The sequence below is a fragment of the Rhodococcus sp. UYP9 genome, from assembly GCF_040547235.1.
Taxonomy (GTDB): domain Bacteria; phylum Actinomycetota; class Actinomycetes; order Mycobacteriales; family Mycobacteriaceae; genus Rhodococcoides.
This window is the reverse complement of sequence record NZ_JBEPPH010000001.1, coordinates 121,248-136,450: the sequence shown is the minus strand read 5'-3', so window position 1 is coordinate 136,450 and position 15,203 is coordinate 121,248. Positions and strand designations below refer to the sequence as shown.

The window sequence follows — 15,203 nt, the reverse complement described above, 5'->3', positions numbered from 1 at the left end:
TGCACGTGCGAGTGTACAACTCGCCTTGTCAGTCGGCGGCAATCGCGTCGACGATTGTCGAACGTGCAGCGTGGAGGGCTGGGGGAGCCGATCCGATGAGTGAGAGGGCGAGTGCGACGAATCCGTAGACGACCACGGTCGGCCCGATGGAGTAGGGGATGAAGATTCCTGTGCTGGCGCCGAGGATGAGGGTGCTGAGGTATTGCAGTGCGGCGCCGATTCCGATGCCGAGGATGCCGCCGACGATCCCGACGGCGACTGCCTCCGCTACGACCATCCGAGCGAGTGTGCCGCGGCGCCCGCCCATGGCGCGCAGGACGCCGAGTTCGCGGCGGCGTTCGAGGACGGACAGGGTCAGTGTGTTCAGCAGTGCGACGGCGGCGACGAGTGCCACGATCCATTGGAGCGCGACGGCCAGTGCCCCCGCCTGTGCGATGGACCCGCTGGCCCCTGCCAGCGCTTCCTCGCCCGAGTACGCGTACACCTCCGGCGGCAGGGTGGCGTCGAGTTCGTCGAGCACGGTGGCGGCGTCGCCGTCGACGGCTATCTCGAGGTAGGTCGCGCCGGGGCGGTCGAACCATTGCTGCATCGATTGCAGCGAGATGGCCATTGTTCCCCCTGCGGCGTTGAGGTAGTCGACGAGTGCGAGGACTTCGACTTCTCGGGTGCCTGTCGGGGTGGGGAGTTCGATGATGCTTCCCACCGAAATGCCCTGTGCTTCACCGAGTGTGCGGGAGATCGCGACGCCGTCGCCGCGTAACACTGCAGCGCGAACGTCCTGGTCGAGGACGGACAGGGTGACCGCATTGCTGCCCTCGCCGACGGCTTGGATGGAGACGAACTCGTCGTCGAGTGTGGCGTAAGCCCATTGTCCTTCGACCACGTTCTGTACTCCTGGGGTGTCGCGGACACGTTGCACCACTGCAGGATCCAAGGTGGAGCCCGCGGGGACCACCGAGCTGGGGGTGAGCGAAACGTAGATATCGGTGCGGCCGAGGGAGGACAGTGAATCCGTTGCTGCTGAGGTCAAGTTGTCCAGGGCTCCCGACACTCCGACGCTGACTCCGACGGCGACGACGATGGTCATCACCGTCGCCCAGATTCGTCGCGGTGCTCGTTCGACGGTGGCCGTCGCGAGTCTTCCCGCGCCACCCCAGCGGCGGGGGAGTCCGGCAACGGCGTCGACGATGAGATCGGTTCCGCTGACGCAGAGTGCGACGACGCCGACCAGGAACAGTGCACCGGCGGCGAGGGTGAGTTGGCCTTCGACCGTGGACGCGAGCACGACGGCTCCGACGACGCCGAGCACTCCGAGTGCTGCAGCGCCGACCGTGACGGACCTTTTTCTGCCGGCGTCCGTCTCCGAGCCCCCGACGGCGAGTGCTTCCACCGGCGAGATTCGGTACACCTGAACTGCGGCGAGCGCGGAGGCGCCGACGCAGGCCAGGATGCAGGCGATGATCGCTACGGGGATGGCGTAGCCCGGCATCACGTATTCGATGCGAGTGTCGATTTCTTGCACCAGAAATGGCGGAAGACTGCTGATGGCGATGCGGCCCATGATAATTCCGAGTGGAGTGCCGATTGCCCCGCCGATCAGTCCGACGAGGGCTGCTTCACCGAGGAGATCGCGGACGATGGTCGATCGTCTGCCTCCGAGTGAGCGCAATACCGAGATGGTGGGTCGGCGTTTGGCTATTGCCATGTTCATGACGTTGAACACGAGGAATCCTGCGACGACGAAGGCGATCAGCGAGACCATCAACGTTGCGTTGCGTGTCAGGCTGATCGCGGCGTCCGCTCGATCGGCTCGGAAGTCGGGGTCCATCACCGCGACGCGGCCTGCTACGGCGTCGGTCAGTGCTTCTTTGACACCGTGATCCGAACCATCGATCACGAAGATGGAATCGATTTCTCCCGAGCGATCGGTGAGGGTCTGCGCCAAGTTCAGTGGTGCGAGAACGAACTTTCCGCCACCGATGCGCTGTGATCCTGCGCCGGAGACCACACCGGCGACGGTCAACGGTGTCCCGCCGACCTCGAAACTCTCGCCTTCCTGCAATCCCGTAGAGGGTCCGACGAGCACGGCTCCAGGTTTGGCGAATTGGGTGACCGACCCGGAGACGGCGGATTGCAGATCGGAGTCCAGTGCCGTGATCGAGGAGTCGACGCCGATGACGGTGACCTTTCCGATCCCGGTCACGAGGTCGCTGCGGAGCATGGGAACGGCCGCGTCGACACCCGGTACTGCGCGAACCACATCGAGTTCGGACTGGGAGAACCCGCTGTCGGTGACGCCGATGACTTCGAGGTCCGCGTTGCCGGCAATGGAGGCGGTGAGCCGTTCGACCGATCCGGTGAGCGAACCGTATGTTCCGAGCACTGCGATGAGCAGACCTGCGGCGACGGCGACGACGGCCGCAGAGACGAGCGATCGAACCCAGTGCGTGCGCAGATCTCGAAGCCCGAAAACTCGGAATCGGCTGAGAGCGGTTTCGATCACAGTCCGGAACCCGAGAGGACGTCGGTGTCGATCCGGCCGTCGAGCATGCTGATGACCCGGTCGGTGTTGCGCGCGGCCTCGAGGTCATGTGTAGCCATGACGACGGCTCGGGAGCTGTCGCTGTCGTGGGCTATGTCGGCGAGGATGTTCAGAACGGTCTGCGAGGTCTTGGAATCGAGGTTGCCGGTCGGTTCGTCGGCGATCAGCAGCGCCGGATTCATGACCAGAGCTCGGGCTATGGCGACACGTTGAATCTGTCCCCCGGACAGTTGCGCGGGCCGGTGCTCGGCTCGATCGGCCATGCCTACCATGTCGAGCAAGCGGAGGGCATCGGCTTTCGCCTTACGTATGGGCATTCCGTCGAGAAGTTTGGGGACGGCGACGTTTTCCCACGCCGACATCGTCGGGAGCAGATTGAAGAACTGGAACACGAAGCCGACTTCGTGACGTCGAAAGTCCGATTGCTCGTTGTCGCTCAACCGGGTGATGTCGACGCCGTCGAAGATGACCGATCCCGAGTCGGGTACGTCGAGGGCGCCGAGCATGTGTAACAAGGTGCTTTTCCCCGCGCCGGAGGGAGCGACGAGGGAGACGAACTGCCCACCCTCGATCGTGAGATCTACGCCGTCGAGGGCTCGTACCGGTTGATCTCCGGCCGAGTACTGCTTGACGACGCGGTCGAGTCGAAGCGACAGTGCTGCCATGTTCATGGCTCCCGTTCCAAAAAGGAGAACCGCCCACACATGTGCGGGCGGTTCTCTGTAGTGACAGCGTCCGCCAGTGCGCCTCTCGGCAAGAGGCCGCTCGAAGCGGCAATGTTGTTGGTACCCGGGGCATGGATCGAACGCTGTCGAAGTGTTCAACCACAACCCTGGGGCAACTATTCCTTCACTGTTACTACCCTGGGCGGGGATTTTCTAAGCAGCACCCTGAGATGCTTCGAGTCGGCGTGCAACCAGCGCAGCTTGCAGGTGGCGGATGCCCGAGGGCCGGGTCGGATCGAAACCGGTGAGCTGAGCGATGCGCTTGAGCCGGTAGTCGACCGTGTTGGTGTGCAGATGTAGCTGTCGCGCCGATCGCTGTCGGTTGAGGTCGTGCGAAATGTGGATCTCGAGTGTCTCGAGCAACTCCGGCGAGGAATCGAGTGGTTCCAGGATCTGGCGAAGGTGACGCCTGCCTGGACCAGGCCGGGTGAGCTGGTATTCGAGAACCAGATCGTCCATTCGGTACAGCCCCGAAGGTCGGTGAAGTTGGTGCGCGAGCGCAAGAAGTTCATGGACCTGGTCGGCGGCTGTGGGGATGTCGGACATGGCGGCCTGCTCGGCTGTCACGGTGACGGGCACTTCGGCGGCGGTGCTGATGCGATGCACCAGAGCTTCGACCCATTCTTCGTCGTGGACACCGGGGATGAGTACGGTGCCGCCCTCGGTGCTCAGCATGGACAGCGGAGTGCGGCCGCATATCGTTGCCAATTCAGCTTGCACGCGTCGTAGCTTGCGACGGGCCGCGACTGTCTTCTGGATCGCCGGGTCGTTCTCGTCCGGGTGTGGGGGGACGGAGATCGCGAGTACGAGGTAACTCTCGGCTAGTTCTATGCCGGACTGCCGCGCAATTGCGACGGCGTTGTGGCCGCTGAGTAGTGAGGAGACCAAAGTGTGTGCAGCTGTGTGGTGTTCGCTGGCGACTGCTTGGAGTTCCTCGACATAGCTCTTGGACGCAGCAATGGATACTTTCTCGGACAGCAGTACGAACATCCTGGCCGCTTCGATCAGGTTGCTGGTGTCACCTTCGCCTGCACGCTTGGATACGAGATTCCAACCGATCTGAATTCCCTCGTGGTAGACGGTGAGCACTGATTCGAGTGGAACTCCCTCGCGCGCCCACTGGCTTGCCTTGGCTCGAAGTTGGGCAAGATCGCTCTCGTTGGGAGGTCGACGTTCGTCGAGCATCTGGACCGCGATGCTGATGCATTTGACGGTGAATTCGGTGACGTCGCCGTGCAGCTGCTCGCCGGGCAGTGAACCGCAGGGAGTGTTGGCGGCGAAGTGGCCGACGAGTTGGCGCGCCACGGCACGGAAATCGCGAAGCGGAGCGGACGCGAGCTCGCCTGCGACCATTATTCCGAGACTCTTCGTGTTGTGAACGGTCACAGATCAGCCCTTCGGGTAGGAACTTCAGCTCTGGAGGGAACAAAGTTTCTCACACGTTTTATAGTGCAAAATTGCATTTTTTAACTCGACCTATTGCATATAACCACTTTTTGCATACTTCAGGTTTGTTTTCGGCTCACTAACGGACTTGATCATAGGATGTTATGAACGCGTTATCCAGGGTTTCAAAGAAAGAATTTGTGAAGGCTCTCAACTTCGTGTCCCGGGGCTTGCGACATGACCTAAACAATCGGTATCTGGTTCACAACACGGTGGTCGGCCGCTTAACGTTGACGGACGGCCGTTGCGTCGGCTTGAAGACACGTGCGAGGGTGCGATCGGGGGGTGTGGATGGTCAGCGGAGCGGTGAGTCAACTGGTATTGCTTCGAGAGCTGGAACCCGTGATCGGAGCGAATCTGCACAGGCACTTGGCTGCAGCGACCACATGGGACCCAGCGGAGTATGTCGATCCCGATAGGTATTGGCGTCAGCGCCGATCCACCCTGACCGAAACGGCCAAGGCAGCGCTGGTCACCACGCTGCTGACACACAGTAGTACTGCGCTCGATCACCGTGAAGTGTATGGGACGAGTACCGCCCGCAACACGTGGTCCAGGTGGATATACGAGTGGAACAGTGAGAAGAAGCGTCACGCCGAGGCGATCCATCGATACCTGGTGGCGACGCAAAGCGTAGATCCGGTTGCGTTGGACCGAGCGCGTTTTCAGTGCATGACCGTGGGGATCGAGTCCGCGATGGAAGGGCAGCACCTGCTGCGATCGATCGTTCACGCCACGGTCGACGTCATGGCCACCATGGTCAGTCATCGCAACACCGCGGCCGAGTGCAACGATCAGGTCGCTACGAAACTTCTGGGCCGCATCGTCGCGGATCAGCAACTGCACTTGAATTTTCTTCGCGACGCAGCGTCTGCCGCGCTCGATATCGCACCTGCCCAGATGGCGAAGGCCATCACCGAGGTCATCCTCAACTTTCGGATGCCGGGTACCGGTATGCCAGGCTTCGAACGCAGCGCGATGCTTGTCTCACGCAACGGGATCTACGATCTGCGACGTCATCTCGACGAAGTGTTGTTGCCGATCCTGAGGCACTGGCGAATTTTCGACCGTGTCGATCTCGGCCGGGGCGCGGGAAGCACGGCGATTCTCTCGGACTTCCTCGACGACTTGGAGAACCAGGCGGAAGTGATCGAGGCCCAAAAGCTCCGTGCGTCGTAGGGGCGACGCACGAGGAAATAGCTCCCCGGGGGGTCTGTGGGAAAAGTAGCCTCTCTCCGGTTTCGATGATGAAACTGGAGAGAGGCACCTTTTTGTTGCCCCCCGTCAGGAACACATGTCGTCTATCCTGGGCCGACATCTGATCCTTACCGGAGGTTCGTACGTGAATAGACCCCGAACCATTGTCGTGGGCATCGACGGATCGGAATCGGCGGACCGTGCGGCGATCTGGGCCGCCCATTCGGCCGTCGTCAGGAACGCGGTGTTGCGCATCGTCACCGCCGTCGCGCCGCAACTTTCACCTACGTCGCGAGACCCTGGCGAAACAGCGCAGGCAGTGGCCGGCTCACGACTCGATGCCGCCCGAATCCTTGCCCGTGAGTCGGTCGAAGGCGCCCCACTCGACATCGTCGTCGAAGCGCGCGAGGGCAACACAGTCGACGTTCTGCTCGACGAGTCGTCCAGGAGCGACCTCGTCGTCCTCGGTGCGCGCGGGCTCGGCGAGTCGGATTCAGGGGTACTCGGATCGGTGGCGGTTGCGCTCAGCGCGCATTGCGCCTGCCCGGTGGTGGTAGTCCGTGGGCGGTCCATGGATGGTCTGCCGCCGGCTCAGGGGCCGGTAGTGGTTGGAGTCGACGGCTCGGCAATCAATCAGGTCGCGATCGCTGCCGCGTTCGACGAAGCAGCGCAACGTGGTTCGGCGTTGATCGCGGTGCACGTCTGGTCCGATGTCAGTCTCGCGCATGGCGCAGGTGTACCGCAGGACTGGGAAGTCATCTCCGCCTCCGAACAAGCCGTGCTCGCGGAAAGCCTTGCAGGCTGGCAGGAGAAGTACCCAGACGTAGAGGTGCGGCGCGTCGTCGCACAGGATCGTCCGGTACGCGTGCTCAGTCAGTTGTCCGAGCAGGCTGCGCTGATCGTGGTCGGCAGTCGTGGACGAGGCGGATTCACCGGCATGTTGCTCGGATCCACCAGCTATGCGTTGATTCAGACTGCCGACTGCCCGGTGATGGTGGTTCGCGGCTCCTAGATCGAGACGGTCAGGAGAAACGCGACGTCTTCGACGGCCTCGACGCTGTGTCTCGCGTCCGGAACGACCAGGAGATCGCCGGCGGAGCCTTTCCAGGACTTCTCGCCGCTCACAAGCTTGAGTTGACCGCTGAGGACGATCACGGTCGATTCTCCGGACAGGTCGTGCTCACCGAGCTTGGTACCTGCCACGAGGGCTACCACTGTCTGACGGAGATGGCGCTGATGTCCGCCGTAGACGGTCTGTGAACTTCTGCCACTGGACGTGCCGACGGCGAGTTTCAACTGTTGTCGGGCAAGGGCGGTGAGTGACTTCTTGTCCATGCGCTCAGTATGACCCACGAGCAGCTTCGGTCAGAGTGGTCTGCTCGAATGGCTGTGCAGATCAAGTACTTTGGTAAGCCTTGCCGTACTGAACGTGGCGATATCGGATGCCTTCGTTTCGGCTGATCAGCCATTGTCCGGTAAGTGCCGACCACTCACCGGTGACCTCCGGCGCCGAGGTGTCGCCGTCGATATCGAGGTCGATTTCGGTGACCTGCAACTCCGTCGCCAACGGCATTGCCGCTCGGTATATCTCACCGCCGCCGATGATCCAGGCGGTATCGCCGTCGGTGAGACTCAGTGCAGCCTCGACGCTGGAGACGACCTGAGCGCCTCGCGCCTGCCAGTCCGGGTTGCGCGTGACCACGACGTTCCGACGCCCAGGCAGCGGACGGAACTTCGGCGGAAGCGAATCCCAAGTCTTTCGCCCCATGATCACCGCGTGATCAGCGGTGATCTGTTTGAAATGCGCAAGATCCTCCGGTACTCGCCAGGGGATGGACCCGCCGTCGCCGATGGTTCCGCCCGTGGTCTGCGCCCAGATCATGCCGATATGACGAGAGGGCATCAGACTGCCACCGGCGCCTTGATGGCAGGGTGGTGCTCGTACCCGACGACCTCGACATCTTCGAAGGTGTAGTCGAAGATTGAATCACGTTGTGCGAGTATCAGCTTCGGGTAGGGGTACGGCTCACGGGTCAGCTGCTCGGCGACCTGATCACGGTGATTGTCGTAGATGTGGCAGTCTCCGCCCGTCCATACGAAGTCACCGACCTCGAGGCCGACCTGCGCCGCCACCATGTGCGTCAACAACGCATAGCTCGCGATGTTGAACGGAACGCCCAGAAACAGATCGGCGCTGCGTTGATACAGCTGGCACGACAGTTTGCCGTCTGCAACGTAGAACTGGAAGAACGCGTGGCACGGCGGCAGCGCCATCTGCGGAATCTCACCGACGTTCCACGCCGAGACGATCATGCGTCGTGAATCCGGGTTGGTGCGGAGGGTATCGAGCACCTGGGAGATCTGGTCGATGTGCTCACCCGACGGCGTCGGCCATGATCGCCACTGCACGCCGTAGACGGGCCCGAGTTCACCGTCCGGGGCCGCCCACTCGTCCCAGATGCTGACGCCGTGCTCGTGCAACCATGCGACGTTGGACTCGCCGCGCAGAAACCACAGCAATTCGTAGACGATCGACTTCAGGTGCACGCGCTTGGTGGTGATCAGCGGAAAGCCCTCGCTGAGATCGAAACGCATCTGGTGCCCGAAGATGCTCGTGGTACCCGTTCCGGTACGGTCCGATTTGGCAGTGCCGGAATCGAGAACGTGGCGGAGCAGGTCCTCGTACGGCGTTGGAACCTTCACGGTGAACAGTGTAGGCGCATACTGGATCGATGCCTGAGCTGCCCGAGGTGGAAGCGCTCGCCGGATTCCTGCGCGCACACGCGGTAGGGGCCGTCATCGGCCGGATCGACATCGCCGCGCTGAGCGTCCTCAAGACATTCGATCCGCCCGTCACCGATCTGCAGGGGCGTGATGTCACCGATGCCGCCAGGTTCGGCAAACACCTCGGATTGCAGGCAGGCGACCTGTGGTTGATCACCCACCTCTCCCGTGCTGGCTGGCTGCGCTGGACCGACAAGCCGAGCGACGCGCCGCCGAAGCCAGGCAAAGGTCCGCTTGCGCTTCGAATCCACTTCTTCACTCCCGAAGGCCTGACGCCGGCGATCGACTTGACCGAGGCAGGCACCAAGAAGCGGATGGCAGTGTGGGTCGTTCACGATCCGCGCGAAGTTCCGGGCATCGCCCGCCTCGGTCCCGACGCGATGGCCGTGACCGAACCCGAGTTCGCCGAGATTCTCGGCGGCACCACCGCGCGGCTGAAGACTGCCCTGGTGGATCAGTCGCTCATCGCCGGGATCGGAAACGCATATTCCGACGAGATCCTGCACGTGGCGAAACTGTCTCCGTTCGCCTCGGCCGGCAAACTCGACGCCGAAGCAGTGTCCGTGTTGTACCGGTCGATGCGCGAGGTGCTCGCCGACGCCGTGGCTCGCTCCGAAGGGCAGGACGCCGCACGACTGAAGGGCGAGAAGCGGTCCGGGATGGCTGTGCATGCCCGAACCGGTTTGCCGTGTCCGGTGTGCGGCGACCCGGTCCGCGAGGTTTCTTATGCCGAGCGATCGTTCCAGTACTGCGCAACCTGTCAGACCGGCGGCAAGATTCTTGCCGACCGCCGGATGTCGCGGCTTCTCAAGTAGCGGCGCTGAACGGCTCGGTCATTCCGCTGGCATATCCGCGGTAGCCCTCCCATGCGAGCCGACGGTCACGTCGAGGATCGCGCTGTACGCGCGTGCGGAGGTCGAAGATCATCGTCTCGCGGGTGGCCGCGGCGTACTCGGGCCATGAGTCGAGCGGTGCGCCGGTAGTTGCGAAGTGCAGCCACTGAGACTGCACTTGCTCGGTGACCGCCGCCCAAGCCGAGCGGCCTCCCGGAATCGTCATCATCTTTCCGACCATCGTGTCGTTGAGCCCGAACACCGCGGACATCTCGAATCCGTGCGTCGCGTCGAGCCCGAGCCACCGCATGACTCTCGGCGCGTAGTCGAAGCGGTAGCTGTAGGTCGATGCGTACTTCGAATGCGCTTCGGCAACCTCCAACGAAGGCTTCCAGAAGGTGAAATCCCCGCCCAGGTCGATTGCGGCGTCGGCGTCGGGATACCCGGGGTAGCCCTCGGTGACTGCAGCTTTCGCCGTCGGATCGGTAAGGGCGAACAGCTTGTCGATGCGTTCGGGGTTGGTCGGCAGTGCATCGAGAATCTTGGGAAACAGTGTCGCCTCGCGGCTGTTCGTACCGATGATCAGCGGCACTCGATGTGCGGAGCCGTCGGCATAGGCTTCGAGCGGATTGCGCGGCAGGAAATCCCCGTCGACCACCGGGCCGAACGGGTGCAGGCCTGGAGTTCGTTCGAGAACTGACTTGGCGAGCCTGTTTCCGGCACGGCCGAACTCTGTGACATCGGCCGAGTCCAGTGTCTGCGCGGCATCTGCGGCGTCGCCACCGAGAAAACCGAGGAAGTCCTTCGCCCACTGCGTTGCGCGCTCGTGCGTCGCGACGAGACCTGGCACCGAACTCTCCGAAATGGCCTGCCTGAACAATCCTTTGGCCGCAGGTGTCGCGAGAAGTGTGGTGACGGCGTTGGCGCCCGCTGATTCGCCGAAGATCGTCACGTTGTCGGGGTCGCCGCCGAACCGGCTGATGTTGCGCTGAACCCATTCGAGCGCAGCCACTTGATCGCGCAAGCCGAGGTTCGAATCGAACTGCCGCTCAGGCGTCGAGAACTGGGTCATGTCCAAGTAGCCGAGAGACCCGAGACGGTAGTTGATCGACACATAGACGATGCCGTCGCTCTCGCGTAGCGAACGCCGTACCAACGAGCCGCCGACGTACAACGGCGTTGCTGAGCTGCCGAGGGTATAGGCACCGCCGTGAATGAACACCATGACCGGCCGCGGCTTCGCGCTCGCTGCAGCGGGGGCGAGCACATTGAGGTTGAGGCAATCCTCGCTCACCGGCTGGTACTTGTTGATGGAGAGCCTGGTGTAGAACTTGCTCTGCACGGACGCGTTGCCCCAGTCGGTTGCGTCTCGAACGCCCTCCCACGCCACGGTCGGTTGCGGCGCACGCAGGCGCAGCGGTCCCACGGGCGGCTCCGCGTACGGTATGCCGCGCCAGGTGAGAAGGTCCTCCAGCGTCTTGCCCTGGATGACGCCGTCCACCGTGGCCACTCTGGTATTCGCTGACATACACCGAGTGTACAAATGTAACGTTACCCAGGGGTAGGAGTGGAGAATGGGGGAATGGTTTTCCACTACCGCGCCGAGATCGTGCAACTTCTCGTATCTCCGGCCCACGCGTACTTCGGTCGTTCCAAGGACGGCCCGGCGGCGGACGTGTCCACCGAGTTGGTCGACCGTGTCGAGATCGTCGCGAACAAGGGCATCCGCGGAGATCGCTTCTTCGGGGTGAAAGCGCACACCGAGGCCGCAGTGACGTTTCTTGCCGCGGAAGCGTGGGAGGCGGCAGGTCACGCGCTGGGCACGGACATGCCCGACCCGTCCGTGGCCAGGCGCAATGTGGTGATACGCGGCGTCGAACTCGATCGACTGCGCGCCATCGAATTCGAACTCGACTCGGGCGAAGGCGCAGTGCGATTCCGCGGAGGTAGGCCCGCGCATCCCTGTTCATGGATGGATTCGATGGTGATCGCCGGCGCCCGAAAGGCCTTGATCGGCCGCGGCGGCCTGCGGACCGAACCGCTGAACGACGGCGTCCTGCGCGTGGGTCCGGTGACCCTGCACTCCCCGGTGGAACTGGATGCGGCAAAGGCGTCGTCGCAGGTCAAACGAGCCCAGCCGCAGCGATGAGTTGCGAGCTGGGCCCGAGCCCCGCAGCGTCGGTCCCGTGAAGGGGTTCGAAGCCCTCAGATTTCGACCCTAGCCGATGTATGCATCTTCGCCCGGGGCTCCACATAGCGTCGTGAACCCAAGCAATCCACAGTTCGCCCATACCGCTGCGATGAACGACAACACCCCCGTTGCTGCGGTCGCTACCTCTGAGCTGCCGGTATCCGAGCTGCCGGTACCCGCACTCGCAATTGCGGGCGCCCCAAGGCCTATGACGGCCGCAGTGAGCGCAACGGCTGCAAGTCTTTTCATGTGCTATACCTCATTCGTCGGCGGATCAGGCAGTTCGCCGGTGACACTATCGCAACTTGACAATCAAGTGTGATGCTTCCACTTCGGGGTACGAAAGGGAGAACATGTTGCCGCTCAGTGGTGTTCGCGTCCTCGAGCTCGGAAACTACATTGCGGCGCCCACCGCGGCCAGGATGCTGGCCGACTTCGGGGCCGAGGTCATCAAAGTCGAGCGCCCTGGGACAGGCGACGAGTTACGCAACTGGCGGCTCTACTCCGGAACCACCTCGATGCTCTATCGGACGATCAACCGGAACAAGAAGTCGATAGTGCTCGATCTCCGCACCGAGCAGGGGCGTCGGGACGTCATCGACTTGGCGGAGAAATGCGACATCGTGTTGGAGAACTTTCGGCCGGGCACGCTCGAGAAGTGGGGGCTCTCGCCAGAAGTGCTCAGTGAGAAGAATCCCGAGTTGATCATCACCCGCATTTCGGCGTTCGGGCAGACCGGTCCGATGTCCGATCGTCCAGGTTTTGCGGCAGTTGCCGAGGCCTACGGCGGATTCCGGAACCTTGTGGGCGACGCCGATCGGCCGCCGGTCCGCGTCGGAGTGTCCATCGGTGACTCCATCGCCGGGCTGTACGCGGCGTTCGGGTGCGTCATGGCGCTGTTTCAGCGACAGAATGCGAAGTCGGCATTGTCGTTGTCGGAGCGGTCCATCGACGTCGCACTCAACGAGTCGATTCTGTCCATGATGGAATCGCTCATTCCCGACTATCTCGCCTACGGCGTCGAACGTGGGCGAGTCGGTGGCCGGATGGAAGGCATCGCGCCGTCGAACGCGTACCCCTGCAACGACGGTCATTCGATTATCATCGCGGGCAACGGAGATGCGATCTTTGCGCGCTACATGGCGACGATCGACCGCCCCGACCTCGGCGCCGACCCGGAGCTGTCCTCGAATGCCGGCCGTTGGAGCAGGCGCGAGGAGTTGGACGCCGCTATCTCGGCATGGACGGGCCTGCATTCGCGCGAGGACGCATTGAGGATTCTCGACGAAGCGGGTGTGCCGTCCGGCCCGATCTACACGGCAGCAGACGTCGTCGCCGACGAGCAGTACAAGGCGCGCAACATGATTCAGAACTTCGAGGTGGACACCGGTGAAGCCGAACCGGCCGAGGTGGGATTCGTCGGCATCGTCCCCGTGATCGGTGACACATCGATTCCTATCCGCTCGGTCGGTCCGGACCTCGGCGAGCACACCAGAGAAGTGCTCTCGACCCTTCTCGGTAGGACCGAAGAAGAGATGGGACTCTGATGTATCAGTTCACTCCTTCTGCGCAGCTGCGCGATGTCACGATGCGAGACGGACTCCAGCTCACCGGCAAGATGGTCTCCACCGACCGGAAGCTGGAGGTGATCCGGCAGCTTCTCGCTCTCGGGGTGCCCGAGCTCGAGATCGGATCGTTGGCGCGGGGCGACAAAGTGCCACCCATGGCCAACACGCTCGAGGTGGTCGCCGAGCTCACCGCCGAGGAACTTGCCTCCTGCTGGGTGTGGGTCGCTACGCCGCGCCACGTCGAGAAGGCTGCGGCAGCAGGAGCCCGCAACTTTCAATACTGCTTCTCGGCATCGGACGCGCACAACGAAGCGAACATCGGACGCAGCACCGAGGTCTCACTGGCGGCCATGCCGGACGCGATCGACATCGCGCGATCGATCGGTGGGCAGATCGAACTGTGCATCGCCACTTCCTTCACCTGTCCGTTCGACGGGCCGGTATCGGAGGATCGAGTGCTCGATATCGCCCGCGACGAGCGAACCGACGGCGCAACGGACATCGTCATCTGCGACACCCTGGGTCAGGCAGTGCCCGCGCAGGTAGGTTCGCTGATTTCGCGTGTCGTTGCAGAGACCCCGCAGCGGCGCATCGTCTTTCACGGACACGACACGTGGGGTCTCGGGGTCGCGAACACGCTCGCGGCCATCTCCGCGGGAGCCACGCTTGTCGACGGCTCTCTCGGAGGGCTGGGCGGTTGCCCGTTCGCTCCCGGTGCCAGCGGTAACACCTCGAGCGAAGACATACTGTTTGCGACCAGACCGGACTGGCTGACTCCCGCTACCCTGGAAGCCATGGTGGAGATATCGGAACAGCTGTTGATCGATCTGGGAGAACCGGTGCGTTCCAAGACAGTTCAGGGTGCACGGTCGCGGCAGCTCGGTCATGCTCCCGCGTTCGAGTGGGTCATATGAGAAAAATCTTGGTCACCGCGCCGATTCCCGCGCCAGGGATGGACATTCTCGCCGCGGCGGGCGAGGTGGAACTGCTCACCGTCGACCACGACGGGCTGGCCGAACGCTGCGCCTCGGGGGAGTACAGCGTCGTGGTGTCGCAGTTGCATGATCGGTTCGACCGCGAACTACTCGCCTCGGCGGACATCACCGGCATCTCCAATTACGCGGTCGGGTACGACAACATCGATATTGCAGCGGCAACGGCGCAGGGAATCACTGTCGCCAATACCCCTGGGGTGCTGACGGATTCGACAGCGGACATTGCGCTACTTCTGATGCTGTCGACGGCCAGGCGTGTGATCGAGGCAGACAACTTCGTTCGATCCGGTGCATTCACCGGATGGGAGCCCGAGCTGATGCTCGGCACCGACGTGTCCGGGCGGGTGCTCGGTCTCGCCGGTTTCGGCCGCATCGCCCGCGCGACCGCCCGTCGGGCCCTCGGATTCGGCATGACGGTCCAGTTCTGTCCACGCCCGCCGTCCGACCGCGAGGTGACCGACGACGAGCTCGGGGAGTTCGCCGGCCGCGTCCAGCACGTAGCGTGGGACGAGCTGGTGACGACGAGTGACTTTCTGTCGCTCCATGTTCCGCTCACCGCCGGCACCCATCACCTCGTCGATGCGTCGACGCTGCGGGCGATGAAGAACTCGTCGATCCTGATCAACACTGCTCGCGGACCCGTGGTCGACGAGGTTGCACTGGTTACTGCTCTGCGCGAAGGCGTCATCGGTGGCGCGGGACTCGATGTGTACGAAAACGAACCGAAGCTGGCACCCGGTCTTGCCGGATTGCCCAATGTAGTGCTCCTACCGCATGTCGGAAGTGCCACGGTGTCGGTGCGATCGGAGATGGCGCGGCTCTGTGCCGAGAATGCGGCGGCGATGGCCAACGGCGCCCCACCTCCGCACCCGGTGAACCCGGCGGCGTGGAACACCCATATGGAATAGAGACGGCCGGCCGA

The 15,203-nt window shown here is 63.0% G+C and carries 15 protein-coding genes; 7 read left to right on the top strand and 8 right to left on the bottom strand.

Features of this window, described 5'->3' with window-relative positions:
• Positions 1–28: 28 nt before the first annotated feature.
• The 3 genes from ABIB36_RS00715 to ABIB36_RS00705 form a co-directional block, all read right to left on the bottom strand.
• On the bottom strand, positions 29–2,503 hold the full coding sequence (locus ABIB36_RS00715) for an ABC transporter permease (protein ID WP_084347732.1): 2,475 nt from the start codon (positions 2,501–2,503) through the stop codon (positions 29–31).
• Positions 2,500–3,198, bottom strand: coding sequence for an ABC transporter ATP-binding protein (locus tag ABIB36_RS00710; RefSeq protein ID WP_354559277.1), 699 nt, complete (start codon positions 3,196–3,198; stop codon positions 2,500–2,502). Before ABIB36_RS00710 ends, ABIB36_RS00715 begins: the two co-directional genes overlap by 4 nt.
• Positions 3,199–3,420: 222 nt before the next feature.
• Entirely contained in the window at positions 3,421–4,653 is a 1,233-nt protein-coding gene (locus ABIB36_RS00705; RefSeq protein ID WP_084347734.1) for a PucR family transcriptional regulator, read from the bottom strand.
• Between the two features lie 366 nt (positions 4,654–5,019).
• Between ABIB36_RS00705 and ABIB36_RS00700 the strand changes: the two genes are divergently transcribed.
• Together ABIB36_RS00700 and ABIB36_RS00695 are read left to right on the top strand one after the other, a co-directional pair.
• A complete protein-coding gene (locus ABIB36_RS00700; protein WP_256895754.1) occupies positions 5,020–5,892 on the top strand; it encodes an acyl-ACP desaturase in 873 nt (290 codons plus the stop codon).
• Between the two features lie 115 nt (positions 5,893–6,007).
• Positions 6,008–6,922, top strand: a complete 915-nt coding sequence (locus tag ABIB36_RS00695) for a universal stress protein (protein ID WP_502950146.1) — start codon at positions 6,008–6,010, stop codon at positions 6,920–6,922.
• On the opposite strand, the gene ABIB36_RS00690 is transcribed toward ABIB36_RS00695, so the two are convergent.
• The 3 genes from ABIB36_RS00690 to ABIB36_RS00680 all read right to left on the bottom strand — a co-directional run bounded on the left by ABIB36_RS00690 (position 6,919) and on the right by ABIB36_RS00680 (position 8,613).
• Entirely contained in the window at positions 6,919–7,245 is a 327-nt protein-coding gene (locus ABIB36_RS00690) for a cupin domain-containing protein (protein ID WP_084347738.1), read from the bottom strand. The two genes, ABIB36_RS00695 and ABIB36_RS00690, sit on opposite strands and share 4 nt — an antisense overlap.
• A gap of 61 nt (positions 7,246–7,306) precedes the next feature.
• Positions 7,307–7,813, bottom strand: a complete 507-nt coding sequence (locus ABIB36_RS00685) for a dihydrofolate reductase (RefSeq protein ID WP_084347740.1) — start codon at positions 7,811–7,813, stop codon at positions 7,307–7,309.
• A complete protein-coding gene (locus tag ABIB36_RS00680; RefSeq protein ID WP_354558892.1) occupies positions 7,813–8,613 on the bottom strand; it encodes a thymidylate synthase in 801 nt (266 codons plus the stop codon). Before ABIB36_RS00680 ends, ABIB36_RS00685 begins: the two co-directional genes overlap by 1 nt.
• 29 nt (positions 8,614–8,642) lie before the next feature.
• On the opposite strand from ABIB36_RS00680, the gene ABIB36_RS00675 reads away from it, so the two are divergent.
• The gene (locus ABIB36_RS00675; protein WP_084348065.1) at positions 8,643–9,509 is read left to right on the top strand and encodes an Fpg/Nei family DNA glycosylase; all 867 of its coding nucleotides are present in this window, start codon (positions 8,643–8,645) and stop codon (positions 9,507–9,509) included.
• On the opposite strand, the gene ABIB36_RS00670 is transcribed toward ABIB36_RS00675, so the two are convergent.
• The gene (locus tag ABIB36_RS00670; RefSeq protein WP_354558891.1) at positions 9,502–11,055 is read right to left on the bottom strand and encodes a carboxylesterase/lipase family protein; all 1,554 of its coding nucleotides are present in this window, start codon (positions 11,053–11,055) and stop codon (positions 9,502–9,504) included. The genes ABIB36_RS00675 and ABIB36_RS00670 overlap by 8 nt on opposite strands.
• A 54-nt stretch (positions 11,056–11,109) precedes the next feature.
• Between ABIB36_RS00670 and ABIB36_RS00665 the strand changes: the two genes are divergently transcribed.
• On the top strand, positions 11,110–11,676 hold the full coding sequence (locus tag ABIB36_RS00665) for a molybdenum cofactor biosysynthesis protein (RefSeq protein ID WP_084348066.1): 567 nt from the start codon (positions 11,110–11,112) through the stop codon (positions 11,674–11,676).
• A gap of 69 nt (positions 11,677–11,745) precedes the next feature.
• Here ABIB36_RS00665 and ABIB36_RS00660 read toward each other — a convergent pair whose 3' ends face one another.
• A complete protein-coding gene (locus ABIB36_RS00660; RefSeq protein ID WP_143542173.1) occupies positions 11,746–11,967 on the bottom strand; it encodes a hypothetical protein in 222 nt (73 codons plus the stop codon).
• Between the two features lie 104 nt (positions 11,968–12,071).
• On the opposite strand from ABIB36_RS00660, the gene ABIB36_RS00655 reads away from it, so the two are divergent.
• Genes ABIB36_RS00655 through ABIB36_RS00645 form a run of 3 tightly spaced genes read left to right on the top strand, consistent with a single transcriptional unit; the run spans position 12,072 to position 15,189 of the window.
• The gene (locus ABIB36_RS00655; protein ID WP_143542190.1) at positions 12,072–13,265 is read left to right on the top strand and encodes a CaiB/BaiF CoA transferase family protein; all 1,194 of its coding nucleotides are present in this window, start codon (positions 12,072–12,074) and stop codon (positions 13,263–13,265) included.
• Entirely contained in the window at positions 13,265–14,200 is a 936-nt protein-coding gene (locus ABIB36_RS00650; protein ID WP_354558890.1) for a hydroxymethylglutaryl-CoA lyase-like TIM-barrel protein, read from the top strand. Before ABIB36_RS00655 ends, ABIB36_RS00650 begins: the two co-directional genes overlap by 1 nt.
• Positions 14,197–15,189: a 2-hydroxyacid dehydrogenase gene (locus ABIB36_RS00645; protein WP_354558888.1), complete on the top strand. Its 993-nt coding sequence runs from the start codon at positions 14,197–14,199 to the stop codon at positions 15,187–15,189. Before ABIB36_RS00650 ends, ABIB36_RS00645 begins: the two co-directional genes overlap by 4 nt.
• The last annotated feature ends 14 nt before the right edge of the window (positions 15,190–15,203 follow it).

Excerpts from the sequence above, each read along its gene's own strand:
- ABIB36_RS00650 (WP_354558890.1), top strand. The coding sequence starts at position 13,265 with ATGTATCAGTTCACTCCTTCTGCGCAGCTGCGCGATGTCACGATGCGA.
- ABIB36_RS00695 (WP_502950146.1), top strand. The coding sequence starts at position 6,008 with ATGTCGTCTATCCTGGGCCGACATCTGATCCTTACCGGAGGTTCGTAC.
- ABIB36_RS00690 (WP_084347738.1), bottom strand. The coding sequence starts at position 7,245 with ATGGACAAGAAGTCACTCACCGCCCTTGCCCGACAACAGTTGAAACTC.
- ABIB36_RS00645 (WP_354558888.1), top strand. The coding sequence starts at position 14,197 with ATGAGAAAAATCTTGGTCACCGCGCCGATTCCCGCGCCAGGGATGGAC.
- ABIB36_RS00685 (WP_084347740.1), bottom strand. The coding sequence starts at position 7,813 with ATGCCCTCTCGTCATATCGGCATGATCTGGGCGCAGACCACGGGCGGA.
- ABIB36_RS00670 (WP_354558891.1), bottom strand. The coding sequence starts at position 11,055 with ATGTCAGCGAATACCAGAGTGGCCACGGTGGACGGCGTCATCCAGGGC.
- ABIB36_RS00675 (WP_084348065.1), top strand. The coding sequence starts at position 8,643 with ATGCCTGAGCTGCCCGAGGTGGAAGCGCTCGCCGGATTCCTGCGCGCA.
- ABIB36_RS00665 (WP_084348066.1), top strand. The coding sequence starts at position 11,110 with ATGGTTTTCCACTACCGCGCCGAGATCGTGCAACTTCTCGTATCTCCG.
- ABIB36_RS00655 (WP_143542190.1), top strand. The coding sequence starts at position 12,072 with ATGTTGCCGCTCAGTGGTGTTCGCGTCCTCGAGCTCGGAAACTACATT.
- ABIB36_RS00660 (WP_143542173.1), bottom strand. The coding sequence starts at position 11,967 with ATGAAAAGACTTGCAGCCGTTGCGCTCACTGCGGCCGTCATAGGCCTT.